This is a genomic window from Halobacterium sp. CBA1132, from assembly GCF_001485535.1.
Taxonomy (GTDB): Archaea; Halobacteriota; Halobacteria; order Halobacteriales; family Halobacteriaceae; genus Halobacterium.
Genome location: NZ_BCMZ01000002.1, coordinates 100,908 through 115,813 on the forward strand (window position 1 = coordinate 100,908; position 14,906 = coordinate 115,813).

Here is a 14,906-nt window from a genome sequence, read left to right on the forward strand (position 1 = left end):
GTGGTGTCTATGAAGAGAGTATGTTAGCGTACTCGACGTACAGCGAGGCAGGCGGGGTCGGCAAGACGACGACAGCCGCAAACCTCGCAGTCGCGCACGCCCGAGCTGGGCTAAAACCGCTCGTCGCCCCACTCGACCCGCAGGATGGTGACCTCTCTCGACTCTTCGGTGTCGACACAGACCGGACCGAATCGGTCGACAATATCGTCCGCCACATGATTCGGCGCCCGAGCGGCGACTTCGACGACCTCGTACGGACCGTCGAAGGCGTCGACATCATCCCGGAGCACAACATGCTCTCGGACCTCGCGGAGTACCTCCAGCGCGAGAAAGACCAAGCCGAAGCGATGGGGGAAGCATTCGGAATGCACGCGCAACTGCTGCGCGTCCTCCAGGAAGCCGGCGTGCCCGACGAGTACGACGTCCTCATCTGTGACCCGCCCGCGACCGAAGGCCCACACCTCTACAACGCGATTCACGCCACCCGCTCGCTCGTGATCCCCGTCGAGCCGAGCGCGAAGGGGCGAGCCGCCGTCGAAGGTCTCGAATCGCTTGTCGCCGGACTCGAGGATCAGCTCGACGTCGAGGTTGGCGTGCTTGCGGCGGTCCCGGTCGGCTTCAAGAATACGCGCGATCAGCGGACGATTCTCGACGAAATCGACTACCCGATCCCCGAGGTTATTGGCGAGCGGGCGTCACTGATGGAGGGCTGTTGGATGCAGCAGTGTTCGGCGTTCGAGTACGTCCGCAACCACCGGGACCGCCGACGCGACTACGAAATCGAGACGCTCGCCCAGTTCGACCGGATTGCCCGCCACCTGGAGGAGCAAGTCGGACTCGAAGCGCCGAACCCACCGGAACCCGGTGACCTCGACCACGAGGTGCTCTCCGCATGACGGGCATGAAAGAAGGAGCTGGCGAGGACCCCTTCGCATCCGGAGAAGAGAGTACGGACATCGAGAAATCGAGTTCATCCGACACGACCACGACCGAGTCCGAGACGACAGACTCTGAGTCGACGGAGTCAGCGCGACAGCAGCGGGCGATGCAGATTCCGTATAAGTTCCGGAGAGATGGCGTTCAGGATGGTCGTGAACGCGTGCCGCTATTCCTACAGAGTGAGACCAAGAGCGGTGAACGCGACGCCCAGCGAGAACTCGAAGACCGCTTCGACGACGACGTCTCGCTCACTGACCTCCGGGAGGCGCTGATGAAGGCCGGGCTGGACCATCTCGACGAGGTCGAGGAGCACCTCGAAGAGTGGGGCTACGGGATGACCTTCGAGGAGTGATATCAGTCACGAACCTTACTCTGTAGCAGAAAGAGGGAACCGTTCGAGCAAGTTCGAAAGGTTCCATAAAACAGGGGAGATCAGCTTTATTGAAATCCGACCGGCGATCAGATTCTGGCGGCTGTCGCTAATTACAGGTAATACACTACACAGGTGGGTCTGCGTCGTCACCAAATCCACTTCCATATGATTCGATGACTTCCGTGACGGTGACCTCGTAGGCATCGTACCACTCTGTCCACCGCTGTTTCGCCTCTTTGTGTTCTGAATATGCTCCAAACGTCTCAAGCGCGTCTAACGACTCCCAGTAGTACGCGACGAGAACCTCCTCACTCTCTGGAGCATGCCACGTACGCTTGCCGAGATAGCCGCCTGTGTCCTCAGCAGCCGCCTGTATCGCGTCGTTTAGCTCGTGAAACTCCTCGTCGTACTCCCCTGGATTGAGGCGAAACGTAACGAGATACATCCAGACGGTTCTCGCCCTCCCGCGAGTAAGACGGTTTCCTTCAGAGACTGAGCTTCACACACCCACTTAGGGGTCGTTTCACCCAGGACAGCATCTGGCAATTGGGCGTTGTGAACTACCCTACCCTACTCGCTGACGGCTGACGCCGTTCGCTCCTTGAGGGGAGGGCTTCCTGCTTCCACGACGCGCTTTGCAGATACGGACGTATCCACAGGGAGCGCAGTCTCCACAGGCGTTCGTTCGGAGTGTCCCACTCCTACATCTTCGAGGCCGCGAGAAAGGATGTTCCACGCCGCGTTCGCGTCCCTGTCCGCCTCAAACCCGCAGGCGGGACAGGAGTGTTCACGGACCCACAACGGCTTGTCGGTCGAGACGCCGCACGACGCGCACTCCTTGGTCGTTCCTCTCGGATTCACGGCGACGAAGTGCGTTCCTTCCCGTTCGCACTTGTATTCGAGTAACGTGAGGAACGTTCGCCACGCGGCAGACGCCGTGTTGCGACTGTTCGACGGTGATTCGAGCATCCCTTTCACGTTCAGGTCTTCGACCGCTACGAGGTCGTACTCCCGAGCGTAGTAGTTCGAGAGCTTGTGCAAGAAGTCGCGGCGCTTCCGTCGGAGATCGGCGTGACACTCCGCGACCCGCCGCCGTTGTTTCTCGTAGTTGTTTGACCCGTGTTCTTTCCGTGAGAGAGACCGCTGTTCGCGTTCCAGTCGTTCCCGTTCGGCGGAGAGGTCGAGCGACCCGACGGCGGTCCCGTCGGTATCGTGGGCGTACGTGAGTATCCCCACGTCAATGCCGACGCACCGCTCGGGATTCTCAGGCGGTTCGGGCGGTTCACGGTCCATTTCGACGTCCTCAGAAGCCTTCGGCTTCTGATGGGCTGCAGAAACCGTCATCGACGGTTTCTGAACGCCGAACGTGGCGAACCACTCGCCCGTCGGTTCCTTCTTGACCGTGACCTGTTTCACGGTGGCGTCGTCGGGGATGGCGCGATGGAGCCGTATCGGTATGTCCGCGAGTTTCGAGAGTGACAGGACAGTCTGACCGCCCTTCTTGTCGAGCTTGAAGCCAGACTGACTGTACGTGAAACTGCGGAACTCCCGTGGCGGCTTCCACTTGAGTTGCCCGACGCCGTAGCCGTTCTCCTTGAGTTTGGAGAGTCCTTTGAGATTGTCGAAGAGGCGTTCCACGACGGTTTGGAGAACCTTCGAGTACACGTCCGAGAGGCCGTCCCACCACTTCTTGAGGTCGGGTAGCTCCGACCGCAGGGTGGTCATCGACGGCAGTTCGCCGTGTTCATCTTGGTACTCGTTGAGGCGGTAGAGCGTGTGGTTGTACAGTTGCCGACAAATATCGCGGTGGCGGTCCAACTCCTCGCGGTGGGCATTAGACGGCTTGAGACGGTACTTGTAGGCGTAGTACATTCTACTCGCGTTGGTCCTCTACGTACTGTTTCAGCACATCCAGCGACACCTGCCCGGTCGAGATGAGGCAGTACGAGTCGTTCCAGAACGAGTCTCCCCACAGTTCGGTCTTCAGTTCGTCCGCGTACTCGTTGCGGATACGGCGGGCGGTCGCGCCCTTGACCGTGTTGATGAACTTCACGAGGTCCGTGGTGGGTTTCGCTCGGAACAGGATGTGGACGTGGTCGTCCTCGCCGTCGAGGTTCGTCAGTTCGACGCCGTAGTTGTCCGTGAACCCGCTGATGACCCCGCGAATGAATTGGGTTCGCTCCTCGGTGAGCACTCCGCGCCGATACTTCGTGGTGAGTATCAGGTGGTAGTGCAGGGAATACGTCGAATGCGCTCCCGAGTCGAGGCCGTACTCCATTGGGTTCAACCAATAATATGCTACCCTACTGCAAAAACATGTTGATTGCGTGTGTCTGTGGGTCTGCTACCGAATCGTGTATGAGAACTGTGCGGCGCTGTATCCCCTCCCTGCTCGCGCCTCCCGTTCGGTCGGGGCTCGCTGAGGAAGGGGGCTTAGCGCCTCGATTCAGCTAAAGAGCTGCGAGATGTGGCTTAAAGAGGAGGGAGAATAGCGGAAAGACTACCGTGGGTCAGTGTGACGGTAGTTCTGAACAGTATGGCTGATGAAGACTCTGCATCGCTCGTCCAAATCGATGAGCTCACGAAAATCGCATCGATTGATTTGGAGAACGTCGATAACGTGAGTCCCACGCTCCGTGATGACCTCCTCGCATTTCTGCTAGCACTTGATGACGAGGACTATGCATCAGCGGCGGAGCTCTGCGGACGTGTCTCTGAAGACCTAGAAACGCTAGCAGGTGAGTGAACAATCTCACTATGAGATGTCGAGGTGTGCCGCCGTGTCAAGTTGAGCTGTCAGCTGTTGCTGTGTGTCGAGGCCAGTATGGAATCGATTGATGATCTCGGATTGATGCTCCGGACAAGTGAGAATCGCGACAGCACCGTCTTCAACCTGAACGAGCGGCTGGTGTGGCATATGTGCTGCGAGGCCACAACTAGGACAACTCACGCCGCCAGCAGGCCGGTGGTTGAGGAGTTCAGCGGATGCCTCTGTTGTGTATCCACAGATTGACGTGAACTGCTGGAGATGGTCGTCACAGCCGATAAGTGGGGCTGTAAGCTGGTCGAGAAGCAGGAACGACAGCGTATGCCGCTCTGGAGACTGAAGTGCTAACTCGCACGCATCGCACTGCATCGGTGGAAGCTCTTGGTCGCCATCTGATTCGTGATGCAGCGATTCTCCGAGGTCCATCTAGGGATGATTGTCGGTTGCTACGCCAGACGGGTAAGTGGTTGGGAGAGCTGAGCTGTTAGTCAATCACAGAAAGTTAACCAACAATAGAGGAAGCTCCGCTCAGATTGTTGGTTAAGTTTGATTCAACTCAATAGGCTTAGATAACCTGCGGACACTGTGATGGTGAAGGAGTTGTAAATCAACCGCTCGATGTGGCTGCGAAAATACCAACGCCACCGCCGAGTTCAATATCTCGTGATACATAGTGTTGTCAGATACTGAACTATGCGTGACTGGAGTGACCGTCTGGATACCGGGATGAAGCTCCTGCACCGACAGGCAGTTCGAATTCCACTGCCAGACGTGCAAGCAGAACGGTCTCTCCACGAGAACATGGAGAGAATTGCAGCTGCTGGCGATCGGAAGAGCACGCTGCTTGATGACCCAGATGTCCCGTTAACAGAGGTATACGAGGACGAACTGGCTGACATGAGACAGAGCTTCAAACATCGCTTACAACAGATTGCGGGCGAAGACTACTACGATGTCGCAACCGCGTACCTCGACGGTGAGCGTGACGACTGGATCGGCGCACTCGCAGCGTACTACCTCGAGTGCTATTATCGACTCCAGGAACGCTACACGGTCGACGAGCAAATCTTCTGCTTGGTGGTCCTGCGATATCCGGACTGTTTCACGGTGAATCTCAGCTTCCTCACGGGGGACATCAGCGCCGACGCAGTCCGGTACGAGTCCGTCAAACACATCGAGGCAGATTTCGACGACCACCAACAAGAACAGTACTACGGAGACTGCCAGTACTCCCAGCACAAGGCTGCAGAATACCTTCGCGAGCGCGTCACCTGTATTCGAGACGCCTTCCCGGACCCAGATACAGTTCCACGCGACCAACGCCAATATGGCGGATTCATACACATCACTGGGCGGGACGGCACGACCTTCGCAGAAATCCTAAATTCACTTACCCCAAATCCGAACCGATTCAATACCAACACCTCGTCTCCGGGCCTCGTCGCCGAAGGACCAGAAACCACCCACGCCAAGGAAACCTACGTTCCAAACTATGACATCGCACTCTAGTCCCCGACCTCGTCACACGCCGCAGCCAGTTCGTCTGTACTGACCGAGTGGTTCACTTCAACTGAACCGTCTCACCTTTAACCAACATCGCCACTATTGCCATTCTGTTGGTTAAACAATCCCGCAGTCGGGAGTAGTTCCGTGAAGCAGGCTTTCCGTCGGTGACCAATCCCATGAAGTATTGTCCTCGGACCAACGTGGCCGACATCCGCGTCTGCCGTCGTCCCGCTGTACCAGTAGACGACCACTTGAGCGAGTGCCCCCGCTACCGCATCGTTTTGTCGCGTTAGGAGTCGAAGAGCGGGCTAGAGCGGACGCTACGACGCGACCGTCCGCCCCCGTACTCAATTTCGGCGGATTGGCCGACGTCAGTGTACTCGGTGGGGAGGTACGCGCACGCGATGCCTGCGTTGATGCTGTAGTCGTAGTCGGCGCGACAGGTGTAGGCAACGACTTCGTCGTCGACGAGGACCGGGTGACCTGCATCGACGACGGTGCCGGATTCATCGAGCGTGACGGGGGCGATTTCCTCCTCGATACCGGTCTCGCGTGCTTTGAGGAGCGCGTCCTTTCCGAGGAAATCGGTGTCGAGGTCCACCGACAAGCCCACGGCTTCAGCCGTGGGTAGCTGACTCAACCGGTAGGGGCTAGCTCAGGAATAAACGACGGTCGGCACGTTCGTGCTCGGCCGAAAGCAAATCAATGAGTGGCGCGAACGATGTCATCCCGTCCAGGGGTAGTGTGTCGCTGGTGGAGACTGCGTCAGATATCACTGGCTGCAGGTCATCGAGCGTCCGCTGCGTGTCCGTGTGACCGACAGAGAGCAGGCGCTGAGCGGCCCCGAGTAGCCCGGTAACGAATCCATGACAGCACAACAGACACGCTTCCCGTTCCGGGATTCCAGCAGTGCCAGCGACGGCGCCTAGCACGACAGCGTACGAGCCAGCTGCCGCTCCGTCATGGACTTGATCGGCATAGCTGTCCAGTAATGGGTCCGAACGGAGGTCCCGCTGGAGTTGAAGAAGCCGGGCGCCAGATTGCTCGGCACTAGCGCGGAATTCAGCGGCCAGCGTCACAGCTTCAAGACGATGATCCGCCTTGCAGATGTCTTCCACGTTGCCCTTCCGTGCAGCAGCATGTGCCGCTCGAAGTGCGACCAGATCGGCAGTCCCGATCTGGTTTCGAAGGTACGTCTCGAGCAGTACCCGAAGGTCTTCAATATCCTCAACGCGGTCATCTTGGACGAACTGCTCTAACCCATAGGAGAGTGAATTCGTTCCGACAGGGAGGAACGAGTCCGCGAGACGGAACGCCTCTAAGGTCGCGTCGTCACTCATTGTGGTTCCCCTTGGCAGTCCGCGCTCCATGGTCGTGATCATGTTTACCCTCGCCATGAGAATGGGCATGTCCAGCGTCGTCACGGGTGTGGCCGTGTTCGTGGTCTGGCGCGTCCGCGTCGTCGAACGTTGTCGGCGGAACGCGCTCGAAGCGAGTGGTCACGCCATCCGGTAGTTCACCGGCGAGCGCGTCGAGCATCCGTTCCCGGGTGTCCGGAACGGGGAACAGGGCTTCGCCGTTCCGCACGGCGAGATTCCAGTGTCGATTCCCCGCAGCGTGACCGAACGCGAGCGCAGCGGTCGCGGAAACGTCGGCATCGCTGAAATCGACGACAAGTGCGTCGATAGCCGCCAGCTCCACAACGACCAAAGCGCCATCCTCGGTTTCGAGTACGTCGCCGTCACCGAGCTCCCGCGAGACGACGATGCCGAGATCGCTGCCGTCGACTGTCTCGGTACGGACGCGAGAGCGGCGCCGATCGGTGTCTGACAGCACTACGCGATGGGGGTTCCCCGCGGCGAGTCGCGTCCCGACATCGGGGTCGTCGCGATGGCCGAGGTACTGGTCGGCAACAAGCATCAGTACTTCCTCCCCGATGGTGCGGGAGCGTCCACGAGCGTTTCTCGGGCCTGATCCCAGGCGCTGTGAAGCGCTGCCTGGGTCGTCTCGGCACGATTGCCGAGTGCACGAACGACGACGCCGGCCTCGTTCGGGAGCGCAGTTGCAGCCGCGCGAGCCTGACAGTCAGCGACCGCTGCATGAAGCGTGTCGCTCAGTGTGTCGGTGTCGCGGTCAGGTGCAATAGCAAATAGCGATCCGTAGACGTCGAACTCTCCGAGCACACCGGGTGACTTCGCTGCTGTATCTTCAGGTGTGAGGTGTGTCGTATCCTCGAACAGTAATCCGTCGGGACCATCAGCGCGGACGCGTGACAGGTATCGCTCGAACTCGAACCGTTCGCCGCGCGCGAGCCGACCGGGGACGACCACGTCGGAGACGATAGCGGTCGCGTCACGCGCCACGTCCAGCGTGAGGTCGACGTGGTAGCGCGAGTCGGCGTGAAGGATGGTCGGCTCCGGCACATAGTCGAGGTGGCCCCCTGGGCCCACGGTCAGCGTCGTGTTCGCTGCCGCGTAGTTGTGCTGCATCGACTGGACTTTCGTCGAACTCTGTGTTGAGACGTGCGCGAGCGCGTTCGATCCGATAGCGACATCGATATCGTGGCGATCTCCTTGCGCGACGCCACCAGTTGGAGACTGCACGAAGACCGTCGCCACGTCCGGGTGGGGATCGTGAGCGAGCGTGCCCGAGATGTGGAACGGAACTGTCGCGTAGTCCTCGACGAGCGCGGTCCCACGGGCCGACTGTTCGAAGCACAATTTCAGGACGCCGTCTTTCCCGGGCGACCCGACAGCGGCCTGTGGGACCGCCTCGGCGGCGTACCCCTCGAACGATGGATGTGGGGCGTCGGCCGCCATCAGGCGAACAACACCCCGTCCCGAACGTGGTCGAGAACTTCATCGAGCCCCTTCTCGGCCTTACAGTCGGTGAAGACGAACGGCCCGTCGCGAACGTCGCGGGCGTCGCGCTCCATAACGTCGAGGTCGGCATCGACGTGTGGAGCGAGGTCAGTTTTATTGATGACCAGCAGGTCGCAGTCGACGACACCAGGGCCGCGCTTCCGGGGGATATCATCGCCCTCAGCGACGCTAATGACGTACAGCGAGTAATCTGCAAGCTCAGGGTTGAACGTCGCGGCGAGATTGTCCCCACCGCTCTCAATGAGAACGAGGTCCAGCTCCGGGTGGTCGTCAAGGAACGCGTCGATCTGCTGGAGGTTCATCGAGGGATCCTCGCGGATACCCGTATGCGGGCATGCGCCGGTTTCGACGCCAGCGACCAAGTCCTCGGGAACGACACCGTCGAATCGATCGCGGAGGCGTTCAGCGTCCTCTTGCGTGAGAATATCGTTCGCAATGACGCCGACGTCCAAGCCCGCCTCCCGCAGCTGCGGGACGATCTCTGTAAGCAGAGATGTCTTCCCAGACCCGACAGGTCCACCAATGCCGACAGTTGCGATGTCGCGATGTGTCAAACTCATGCGTCGCCCTCTACGCCACCGTCCGTGTCTTCGACACTATCGGAACGAATCGGGTCGTGAACGGTAACGAGTTTGGTGCCGTCGGGGAAGACTGGTTCCACCTGAATCATGTCGATCATCTCTGGGACGCCGTCCATCACGTCGTCGCGGCCCAGTAGCTGCGTCGCTGCCGAGCGGATCTCCGCGACGGACTGTCCCTCCCTGGCGCGCTCGATGCACCAGTCGCTGATGTACGCGACTGTTTCGGGGTGGTTCAACAGGACGCCGCGTTCCTTGCGGCGCCGTGCGACCTCTGCGGCAGTGAAGACCGTGAGACGTTCCTCCTCTTTGGGTGTGAGCTTCATCGATTAGAGCATGTACCGCTGTGCGAGTGGGAGTTCTGAGGACGGTTCGCAGGTCACGTGTTCACCGTCGACCGTCACCTCGAACGTTTCGGCGTCGACTTCGATGTCGTCGGGACAGTAGTCGTTGTGTAGCATGTCGCTCTTCGAGGGCGTGCGCGTCCCCTCGATGGGCACGACCTCTTTCTGGAGACCGTACGCTTCCCCGACGTCGGCCTCGGCTGCAGCGGGTGAGACGAACGACAGCGAGAGCCCGTATTTGGCGGTGCCTTTCGCCCCGGCGCGTTCACGCTGCTTGATCGGTTCGCAGGTCATCAGCGAGCCGTTGGACTCCCCCATCTCGGAGTGGACCGGGAATCCGCCCTTGAACGTCATCGCGGGTTTCACGCCGAAGAACGCGGGGTCCCACAGGACGATGTCCGCGAGTTTCCCTGGTTCGAGCGTGCCGACGTACTCGTCGATACCCGACGAGATGGCGGGGTTGATGGTGTACTTGGCGAGGTAGCGTTTGATGCGGTGGTTGTCGGCACCGGTCCCCTCGTCTTCGGGCAGCGGGCCGCGCTGGGCTTTCATCTTCGAGGCCGTCTGCCACGTCCGCGAGATGACCTCGGCAACGCGCCCCATCGCTTGGGCGTCAGAGGTCATCATCGAGATTGCACCCATGTCGTGGAGCACGTCCTCGGCGGCGATGGTCTCCGAGCGAACGCGGGACTCTGCGAACGCCACGTCCTCGGGAACGTCCGGGTTCAAGTGATGGCACACCATCACCATGTCGAGGTGCTCGTCGAACGTGTTGTCGGTGTACGGCATCGAGGGGTTCGTCGACGAGGGGAGCATGTTGGGTTCGCCGACCATCTCCATGATGTCGGGAGCGTGCCCTCCGCCCGCGCCCTCAATGTGGAAGAGGTGCATCGTCCGGCCGTCGACCGCCTCGAACGTGTTTTCGAGGAAGCCCGCCTCATTGAGCGTGTCTGTGTGCATGCAGACCTGCACGTCTTCGTCCTCAGCCACGGCGAGCGCAGTGTCGATCGCCTCTGGCGTCGACCCCCAGTCCTCGTGAAGCTTGAGCCCACAAGCACCGGCAGCAACCTGCTCGCGTAGTGGCTCCGGGTCGGAGGCGTTCCCCTTACCGTAGAAACCAACATTGACCGGCCACTCGTCGGCTGCCTGGAGGAACCGCTTGATGTTCTCGGGGCCAGTCGTAGTTGTCGCTGCACCACCGCCGTAACCACCGCCGAGCATCGTCGTCAGACCCGATGCAAGCGCGTGTTCGTGGAGTTGGGCGGAGTTCCAGTGAATGTGGATGTCGAGTCCACCGGCGGTCGCAATTTTTCCCTCGGCAGGGTACGCGTCCGTCGACGGCCCGACGACCATGTCCACGCCGTCCATCGTGTCGGGGTTCCCGGCTTTGCCGATGCCGACGATTTCGCCGTTCCGGATACCGATGTCACCAGCGACGACGCCGAGGACGGGGTCGATGACTGTTGCGTTCGTGATGACCCAGTCGAGTGCGCCTTCTTTTTGGGTGACGCCGGGCGCCATCCCGAGGCCGTCACGGAGCGTCTTCCCGCCACCGAAGACAGCTTCGTCGCCGTGCGTCCGAAAGTCCTGTTCGACTTTTGCGAATAGCTCAGTGTCACCCAGTCGGACCTTGTCGCCCTCGGTCGGCCCATACAGTTCGGCGTAGTTCTCCCGGTCGATGTCACGAGTCATGTGTCGTCCCCCGCATCGGGGTCGTTGCCCGTATCGCGGAAGCCAGCTTCACGCGCTCGCTGGAGCGCCTCACTGGGGTCGCCATCGACGCTTCCGTTCACAAGCCCGTTCATCCCGTGTGCACGCCGCTTCCCGCCGATTGCGACGAGGTCGACCGTCTGTTCGTCGCCCGGCTCAAAGCGAACGGCAGTGCCAGCCGGGATGTTCAGCCGCATGCCGTACGCGGCTTCACGGTCGAACTCGAGGGCGGCGTTCGCTTCGAAGAAGTGGAAGTGCGACCCGACCTGTACGGGACGGTCGCCGGTGTTACCGACCGTCACTTCAGTCGTGTCACGCCCTTCGTTGAGCGTTATCGTTCCCTCGCCAGACCGGATTTCGCCGGGGATGAGTTCGTCGGTCACTGCATCACCGATGACAGACTTCCTTCGATTGGTGTCTTCTGCGCCATTTTGTCAAGCATACACGAATCTGTTAGGTCATCCAGAGTAAAAGTGAATCCCTGAGACAATATTTGCCCAGTTACCAACCGACTACACCACCTATCGTAAACAACTGCTGCGATGCACCAGCTAATTCGCCGGGAACAGACTGAATCGAGTGAAGGACGGCGATGAGTGTAACACTGTTCAGCGCCGTAGCGACGGCAGGCGTATTGGGTGTTACGCACGCCGTCGAACCCGACCACGTAGCGGGGATTGCGTCGTTGACGAGCCGATACGGCGACGCGAAACTCTCCGCGCTCGTTGGCGCGTGCTTCAGTCTCGGCCACGTCGCGCTGGTCGTCTGCTGGCTCGCCATCGGGTACGTGGTGCTCGGCCGCACCGAGTTCCCTGCTGTCTTCGACACGATTGGCACACTTGGTGTCGGTGTCCTCTTGGGGATTCTCGGGGTGGTACTCGCGTTCGGCGGCCTTAAGCGGCTCTTCTACGCGCACAGCCACTCTCACGAGCACGATGGCGAAACACACACTCACTTGCACGCACATATTCCATTCCGCAGTGAGGACAGCCACGGCGACAGCGCACACAGCCATGACCACACTGTACTTGCCTACCTCAAGACTGGCTTCGTCGGAGCACTGTTCACGCTCTCTCCACCGCTGTCGATGATCGTGTTCTCGTCGACGCTATTCTCGACCGGGGCAGAGCTAGTTCTGATCGCCGTTACTACGTACGCTATCGCGATTACTGTGACGATGAGCGCGCTGGGAGCTGGTGCAGGTGCTATCTTCGGGAAAACGAGTGAGTTGAATACTCGCGTTTACGGCGGTGCACAGGCGCTAACCGGCGTCCTCGTTGTCACTCTCGCCGGCTCGCTGCTGGGCGGTGTCATCCCCCTGTTCGGTTAACTCCCACAATTCCAGCGTCCAGCTTCGGTGCCCACTTTCCGTTTTCGAACTGTGTTTTCATCTTCTTCGTACCTCATCTGTGACAGATACAGATGTTCACTCCGAATAATTTAGTGGAGTTTCCGGAAGGGACGTGTTAGACAATTACCTTATATACTCAAGTGTTAATTCACAATTTTATTGCGTAAGTAGGAAACCTTTTTCAATCAATCTACGATGTTCGGGCATGTCGATAGATATGAACGGATGTCCACGCTACGGCCAGATTAGCTCAATTACCAGTGCATTATCTCTCAAACTGAATTACAATCGGTCTACTAACGGAGGTAACAACTGATGGACGACCATGCGTCGTCATCCCGGCGTTCGTTCCTCGCAGCCGGTGGAACTGTCGCTGCAACTGCCCTTGGCGGCTGTCTCACGAGCGGTGGATCCGGATCGGATACCCTCAAGCTCGGCATTATCGAGGACCGGTCAGGCAACTTCGCGCTCAACGGGACGCCGAAGTACCAGGCGAGTATGCTCGCCATCGAGGAGCTCAACGAGGAGGGGGGCATTCTCGGAAACGAGATTGAAACGTTCACTCCCGACCCGCAGTCCGACAACCAACGCTACCAGCAGCTCACTCGGCAAGCAATCAACGAGGAGAACGTCGACGCCCTCTGGGCCGGTTACTCGTCGGCCACCAGAGAGACGATTCGTCCGATCATCGACCAGAACGAGCAGCTGTACTTCTACACAACCCAGTACGAGGGCGGCGTTTGTGACTCCTACACGTTCTGCATGGGTGCGACGGCCCGTCAACAGCTCGGGAGTGTCCTCCCCTACATGGTCGAGAACTTCGGGTCGGACATTTACACCATTGCTGCGGACTACAACTTCGGTCAGCTCTCCGCAGACTGGGTGCGTGTCCTCGCCGATGAAAACGACGCAAACGTTATTGGTGAGGAATTTATTCCACTGTCGGTCACGGACTTCGGGTCCACTATCAACAACATTCAGGAAGCCGACCCCGACTTCGTGATGGCGCTGCTCGTCGGTGCGAACCACACGTCGTTCTGGAGCCAGCGCACTTCCGCTGGCCTCGATATCCCTATGGGTACGTCGACGGTGATGGCCCAAGGGTACCAGCACAAGCGCCTCGATGCACCCGCAATGGCAAACGTCTACGGCGGGTTCAACTACATGGAGGAAGTGCCAACTGACCGCAACCAGGAATTCGTGGAGCGTTTCTACGAGAAGTTCCCCGACGCCGACTACATCAACGAGGAGGCAGTGAACAACTACTTCTCGATCAAAATGTACGCCCAAGCCGCGGAGGCTGTTGGGTCGACAAATCAGGCCGATATTATCGAGGAGTTGGAGAATGGCATGGATATCTCGGCGCCGGAGGGTGACATCTCACTACAGGGGCCCGTTCACCACATGACGCACAACATGCGGGTGTTCCGGTGTGACGAGGAACACAACATCACCGTCGAGGACGAACGGAAGATTCCCGAACAGTTCCTCTCGGAGACCGTCGGGTGCGACCTCACGGAGAACGAAATGACCACTCAATACACGCCCGCGGACTACTACGACGAGGCAGATACCACGCAATGAATCCGCTGAACCTGTTGTTCCAGGTCGCGGACAGCTTCGCGTTCATCGTCCTCGCAGCAGTTGGACTAGCGGTCATCTTCGGCATGATGGGCGTCATCAACCTCGGCCACGGCGAATTTATTATGGTCGGCGCGTACGGAACAACGTTGACCGCGAACGCGGGACTCCCTCTCCCGCTTGCTATGGCTCTTGGGGTTCTTGTCACGGCAGTCATGGGATTCGTCATCGAACGGACCGTCGTTCAACATCTCTACGACCGGTTGCTCGATTCGATGGTGGCGACGTGGGCGCTCGGTCTCATCCTCACACAGGGTGCTCGCATTCTGTTCGGGAACTCTATCCCACAGGTGTCGACGCCGCTGGGATACATCCAGTACGGACCGTACTCCTACTCCACCTATCGGGTGTTACTCGCCGTCATCGCACTCCTCGTCCTCCTAGGGCTGTATCTCGTGTTCACCCGCACGGAGTTCGGAATCCGCGCTCGCGCAACCATTCAGAACCCCGATACTGCGCAGGCACTCGGCGTGAACACCGAACGGATGTACACGTCGACGTTCGTCGTCGGCTCCGGACTGGCCGGCCTCACCGGCGCGCTATACGCGCCGACGCTCACCGTCGTGCCGGGGATGGGGTCGAGCTTCCTCGTCGAAGCATTCATCTCCGTCGTTATTGGTGGCCCGTCCGTTCTCCTGGGAACAACGCTCTCTGGCGGCCTGCTCGGCGTCATCAACAGCCTGTTCACGAACCTCTACGGCACGTTCTTCGGGCAAATCGCGATGTTACTTACGGCTATCGTCGCGATTCGCATCCTCGGAGACGGGCTGACCGGACTCGCAAACGACATCCGCGACCGGTTGGAGGGGGAGTGA

The 14,906-nt window shown here is 59.6% G+C and carries 19 protein-coding genes; 7 read left to right on the top strand and 12 right to left on the bottom strand.

Annotated features, from left to right (window positions below; all coding sequences use genetic code 11):
* The first annotated feature begins 20 nt into the window (after positions 1–20).
* The gene (locus tag AVZ66_RS14095) at positions 21–896 is read left to right on the top strand and encodes a ParA family protein (protein WP_058984799.1); all 876 of its coding nucleotides are present in this window, start codon (positions 21–23) and stop codon (positions 894–896) included.
* On the top strand, positions 893–1,291 hold the full coding sequence (locus AVZ66_RS14100; protein ID WP_058984800.1) for a hypothetical protein: 399 nt from the start codon (positions 893–895) through the stop codon (positions 1,289–1,291). Before AVZ66_RS14095 ends, AVZ66_RS14100 begins: the two co-directional genes overlap by 4 nt.
* 145 nt (positions 1,292–1,436) lie before the next feature.
* On the opposite strand, the gene AVZ66_RS14105 is transcribed toward AVZ66_RS14100, so the two are convergent.
* The 3 genes from AVZ66_RS14105 to tnpA all read right to left on the bottom strand — a co-directional run bounded on the left by AVZ66_RS14105 (position 1,437) and on the right by tnpA (position 3,590).
* A complete protein-coding gene (locus AVZ66_RS14105) occupies positions 1,437–1,757 on the bottom strand; it encodes an antibiotic biosynthesis monooxygenase (protein ID WP_058984801.1) in 321 nt (106 codons plus the stop codon).
* A gap of 125 nt (positions 1,758–1,882) precedes the next feature.
* Positions 1,883–3,184, bottom strand: a complete 1,302-nt coding sequence (locus AVZ66_RS14110; protein ID WP_058984802.1) for an RNA-guided endonuclease TnpB family protein — start codon at positions 3,182–3,184, stop codon at positions 1,883–1,885.
* A 1-nt stretch (position 3,185) separates the two neighbouring features.
* On the bottom strand, positions 3,186–3,590 hold the full coding sequence (tnpA, locus tag AVZ66_RS14115; protein ID WP_058983877.1) for an IS200/IS605 family transposase: 405 nt from the start codon (positions 3,588–3,590) through the stop codon (positions 3,186–3,188).
* Between the two features lie 258 nt (positions 3,591–3,848).
* Between tnpA and AVZ66_RS14120 the strand changes: the two genes are divergently transcribed.
* A complete protein-coding gene (locus tag AVZ66_RS14120; RefSeq protein ID WP_058984803.1) occupies positions 3,849–4,058 on the top strand; it encodes a hypothetical protein in 210 nt (69 codons plus the stop codon).
* A 9-nt stretch (positions 4,059–4,067) separates the two neighbouring features.
* Here the strand turns inward: AVZ66_RS14120 and AVZ66_RS15825 are convergent, their stop codons facing one another.
* Positions 4,068–4,505, bottom strand: a complete 438-nt coding sequence (locus AVZ66_RS15825; RefSeq protein WP_082678887.1) for a hypothetical protein — start codon at positions 4,503–4,505, stop codon at positions 4,068–4,070.
* Positions 4,506–4,772: 267 nt separating this feature from the next.
* Here AVZ66_RS15825 and AVZ66_RS16930 point away from each other — a divergent pair, with 267 nt between their 5' ends.
* Positions 4,773–5,588: a hypothetical protein gene (locus tag AVZ66_RS16930; RefSeq protein WP_058984804.1), complete on the top strand. Its 816-nt coding sequence runs from the start codon at positions 4,773–4,775 to the stop codon at positions 5,586–5,588.
* 286 nt (positions 5,589–5,874) lie between these two features.
* Here AVZ66_RS16930 and AVZ66_RS16370 read toward each other — a convergent pair whose 3' ends face one another.
* From AVZ66_RS16370 to AVZ66_RS14165, 8 genes are read right to left on the bottom strand one after another with little or no spacing between them, the layout of a single operon-like run.
* Positions 5,875–6,186 (bottom strand): glycine cleavage T C-terminal barrel domain-containing protein, encoded by a 312-nt coding sequence (locus AVZ66_RS16370; protein WP_231727189.1) that lies wholly within the window; start codon positions 6,184–6,186, stop codon positions 5,875–5,877.
* Between the two features lie 49 nt (positions 6,187–6,235).
* Complete coding sequence (locus tag AVZ66_RS14135; protein ID WP_058984954.1) at positions 6,236–6,925, bottom strand: urease accessory protein UreF; 690 nt, start codon at positions 6,923–6,925, stop codon at positions 6,236–6,238.
* On the bottom strand, positions 6,918–7,505 hold the full coding sequence (locus tag AVZ66_RS15830; RefSeq protein WP_082678889.1) for an urease accessory protein UreE: 588 nt from the start codon (positions 7,503–7,505) through the stop codon (positions 6,918–6,920). Before AVZ66_RS15830 ends, AVZ66_RS14135 begins: the two co-directional genes overlap by 8 nt.
* Positions 7,505–8,404 carry an urease accessory protein UreD gene (locus tag AVZ66_RS14145; protein WP_058984807.1) on the bottom strand — a complete coding sequence of 300 codons (900 nt, stop codon included), beginning with the start codon at positions 8,402–8,404 and terminating at the stop codon, positions 7,505–7,507. The genes AVZ66_RS15830 and AVZ66_RS14145 overlap by 1 nt, the downstream gene beginning before the upstream one ends.
* Positions 8,404–9,027 (bottom strand): urease accessory protein UreG, encoded by a 624-nt coding sequence (ureG, locus tag AVZ66_RS14150; protein WP_082678890.1) that lies wholly within the window; start codon positions 9,025–9,027, stop codon positions 8,404–8,406. Before ureG ends, AVZ66_RS14145 begins: the two co-directional genes overlap by 1 nt.
* Complete coding sequence (locus AVZ66_RS14155) at positions 9,024–9,371, bottom strand: urease subunit gamma (protein ID WP_058984808.1); 348 nt, start codon at positions 9,369–9,371, stop codon at positions 9,024–9,026. Before AVZ66_RS14155 ends, ureG begins: the two co-directional genes overlap by 4 nt.
* 3 nt (positions 9,372–9,374) lie before the next feature.
* Complete coding sequence (gene ureC / locus AVZ66_RS14160; RefSeq protein ID WP_058984809.1) at positions 9,375–11,081, bottom strand: urease subunit alpha; 1,707 nt, start codon at positions 11,079–11,081, stop codon at positions 9,375–9,377.
* Positions 11,078–11,482: an urease subunit beta gene (locus tag AVZ66_RS14165; protein ID WP_058984810.1), complete on the bottom strand. Its 405-nt coding sequence runs from the start codon at positions 11,480–11,482 to the stop codon at positions 11,078–11,080. The genes ureC and AVZ66_RS14165 overlap by 4 nt, the downstream gene beginning before the upstream one ends.
* 209 nt (positions 11,483–11,691) lie before the next feature.
* On the opposite strand from AVZ66_RS14165, the gene AVZ66_RS14170 reads away from it, so the two are divergent.
* The 3 genes from AVZ66_RS14170 to urtB all read left to right on the top strand — a co-directional run bounded on the left by AVZ66_RS14170 (position 11,692) and on the right by urtB (position 14,906).
* Positions 11,692–12,429 carry a hypothetical protein gene (locus AVZ66_RS14170; protein WP_058984811.1) on the top strand — a complete coding sequence of 246 codons (738 nt, stop codon included), beginning with the start codon at positions 11,692–11,694 and terminating at the stop codon, positions 12,427–12,429.
* Between the two features lie 336 nt (positions 12,430–12,765).
* Positions 12,766–14,034, top strand: a complete 1,269-nt coding sequence (locus tag AVZ66_RS14175; RefSeq protein WP_058984812.1) for an urea ABC transporter substrate-binding protein — start codon at positions 12,766–12,768, stop codon at positions 14,032–14,034.
* Positions 14,031–14,906 carry an urea ABC transporter, permease protein UrtB gene (gene urtB, locus AVZ66_RS14180; protein ID WP_058984813.1) on the top strand — a complete coding sequence of 292 codons (876 nt, stop codon included), beginning with the start codon at positions 14,031–14,033 and terminating at the stop codon, positions 14,904–14,906. The genes AVZ66_RS14175 and urtB overlap by 4 nt, the downstream gene beginning before the upstream one ends.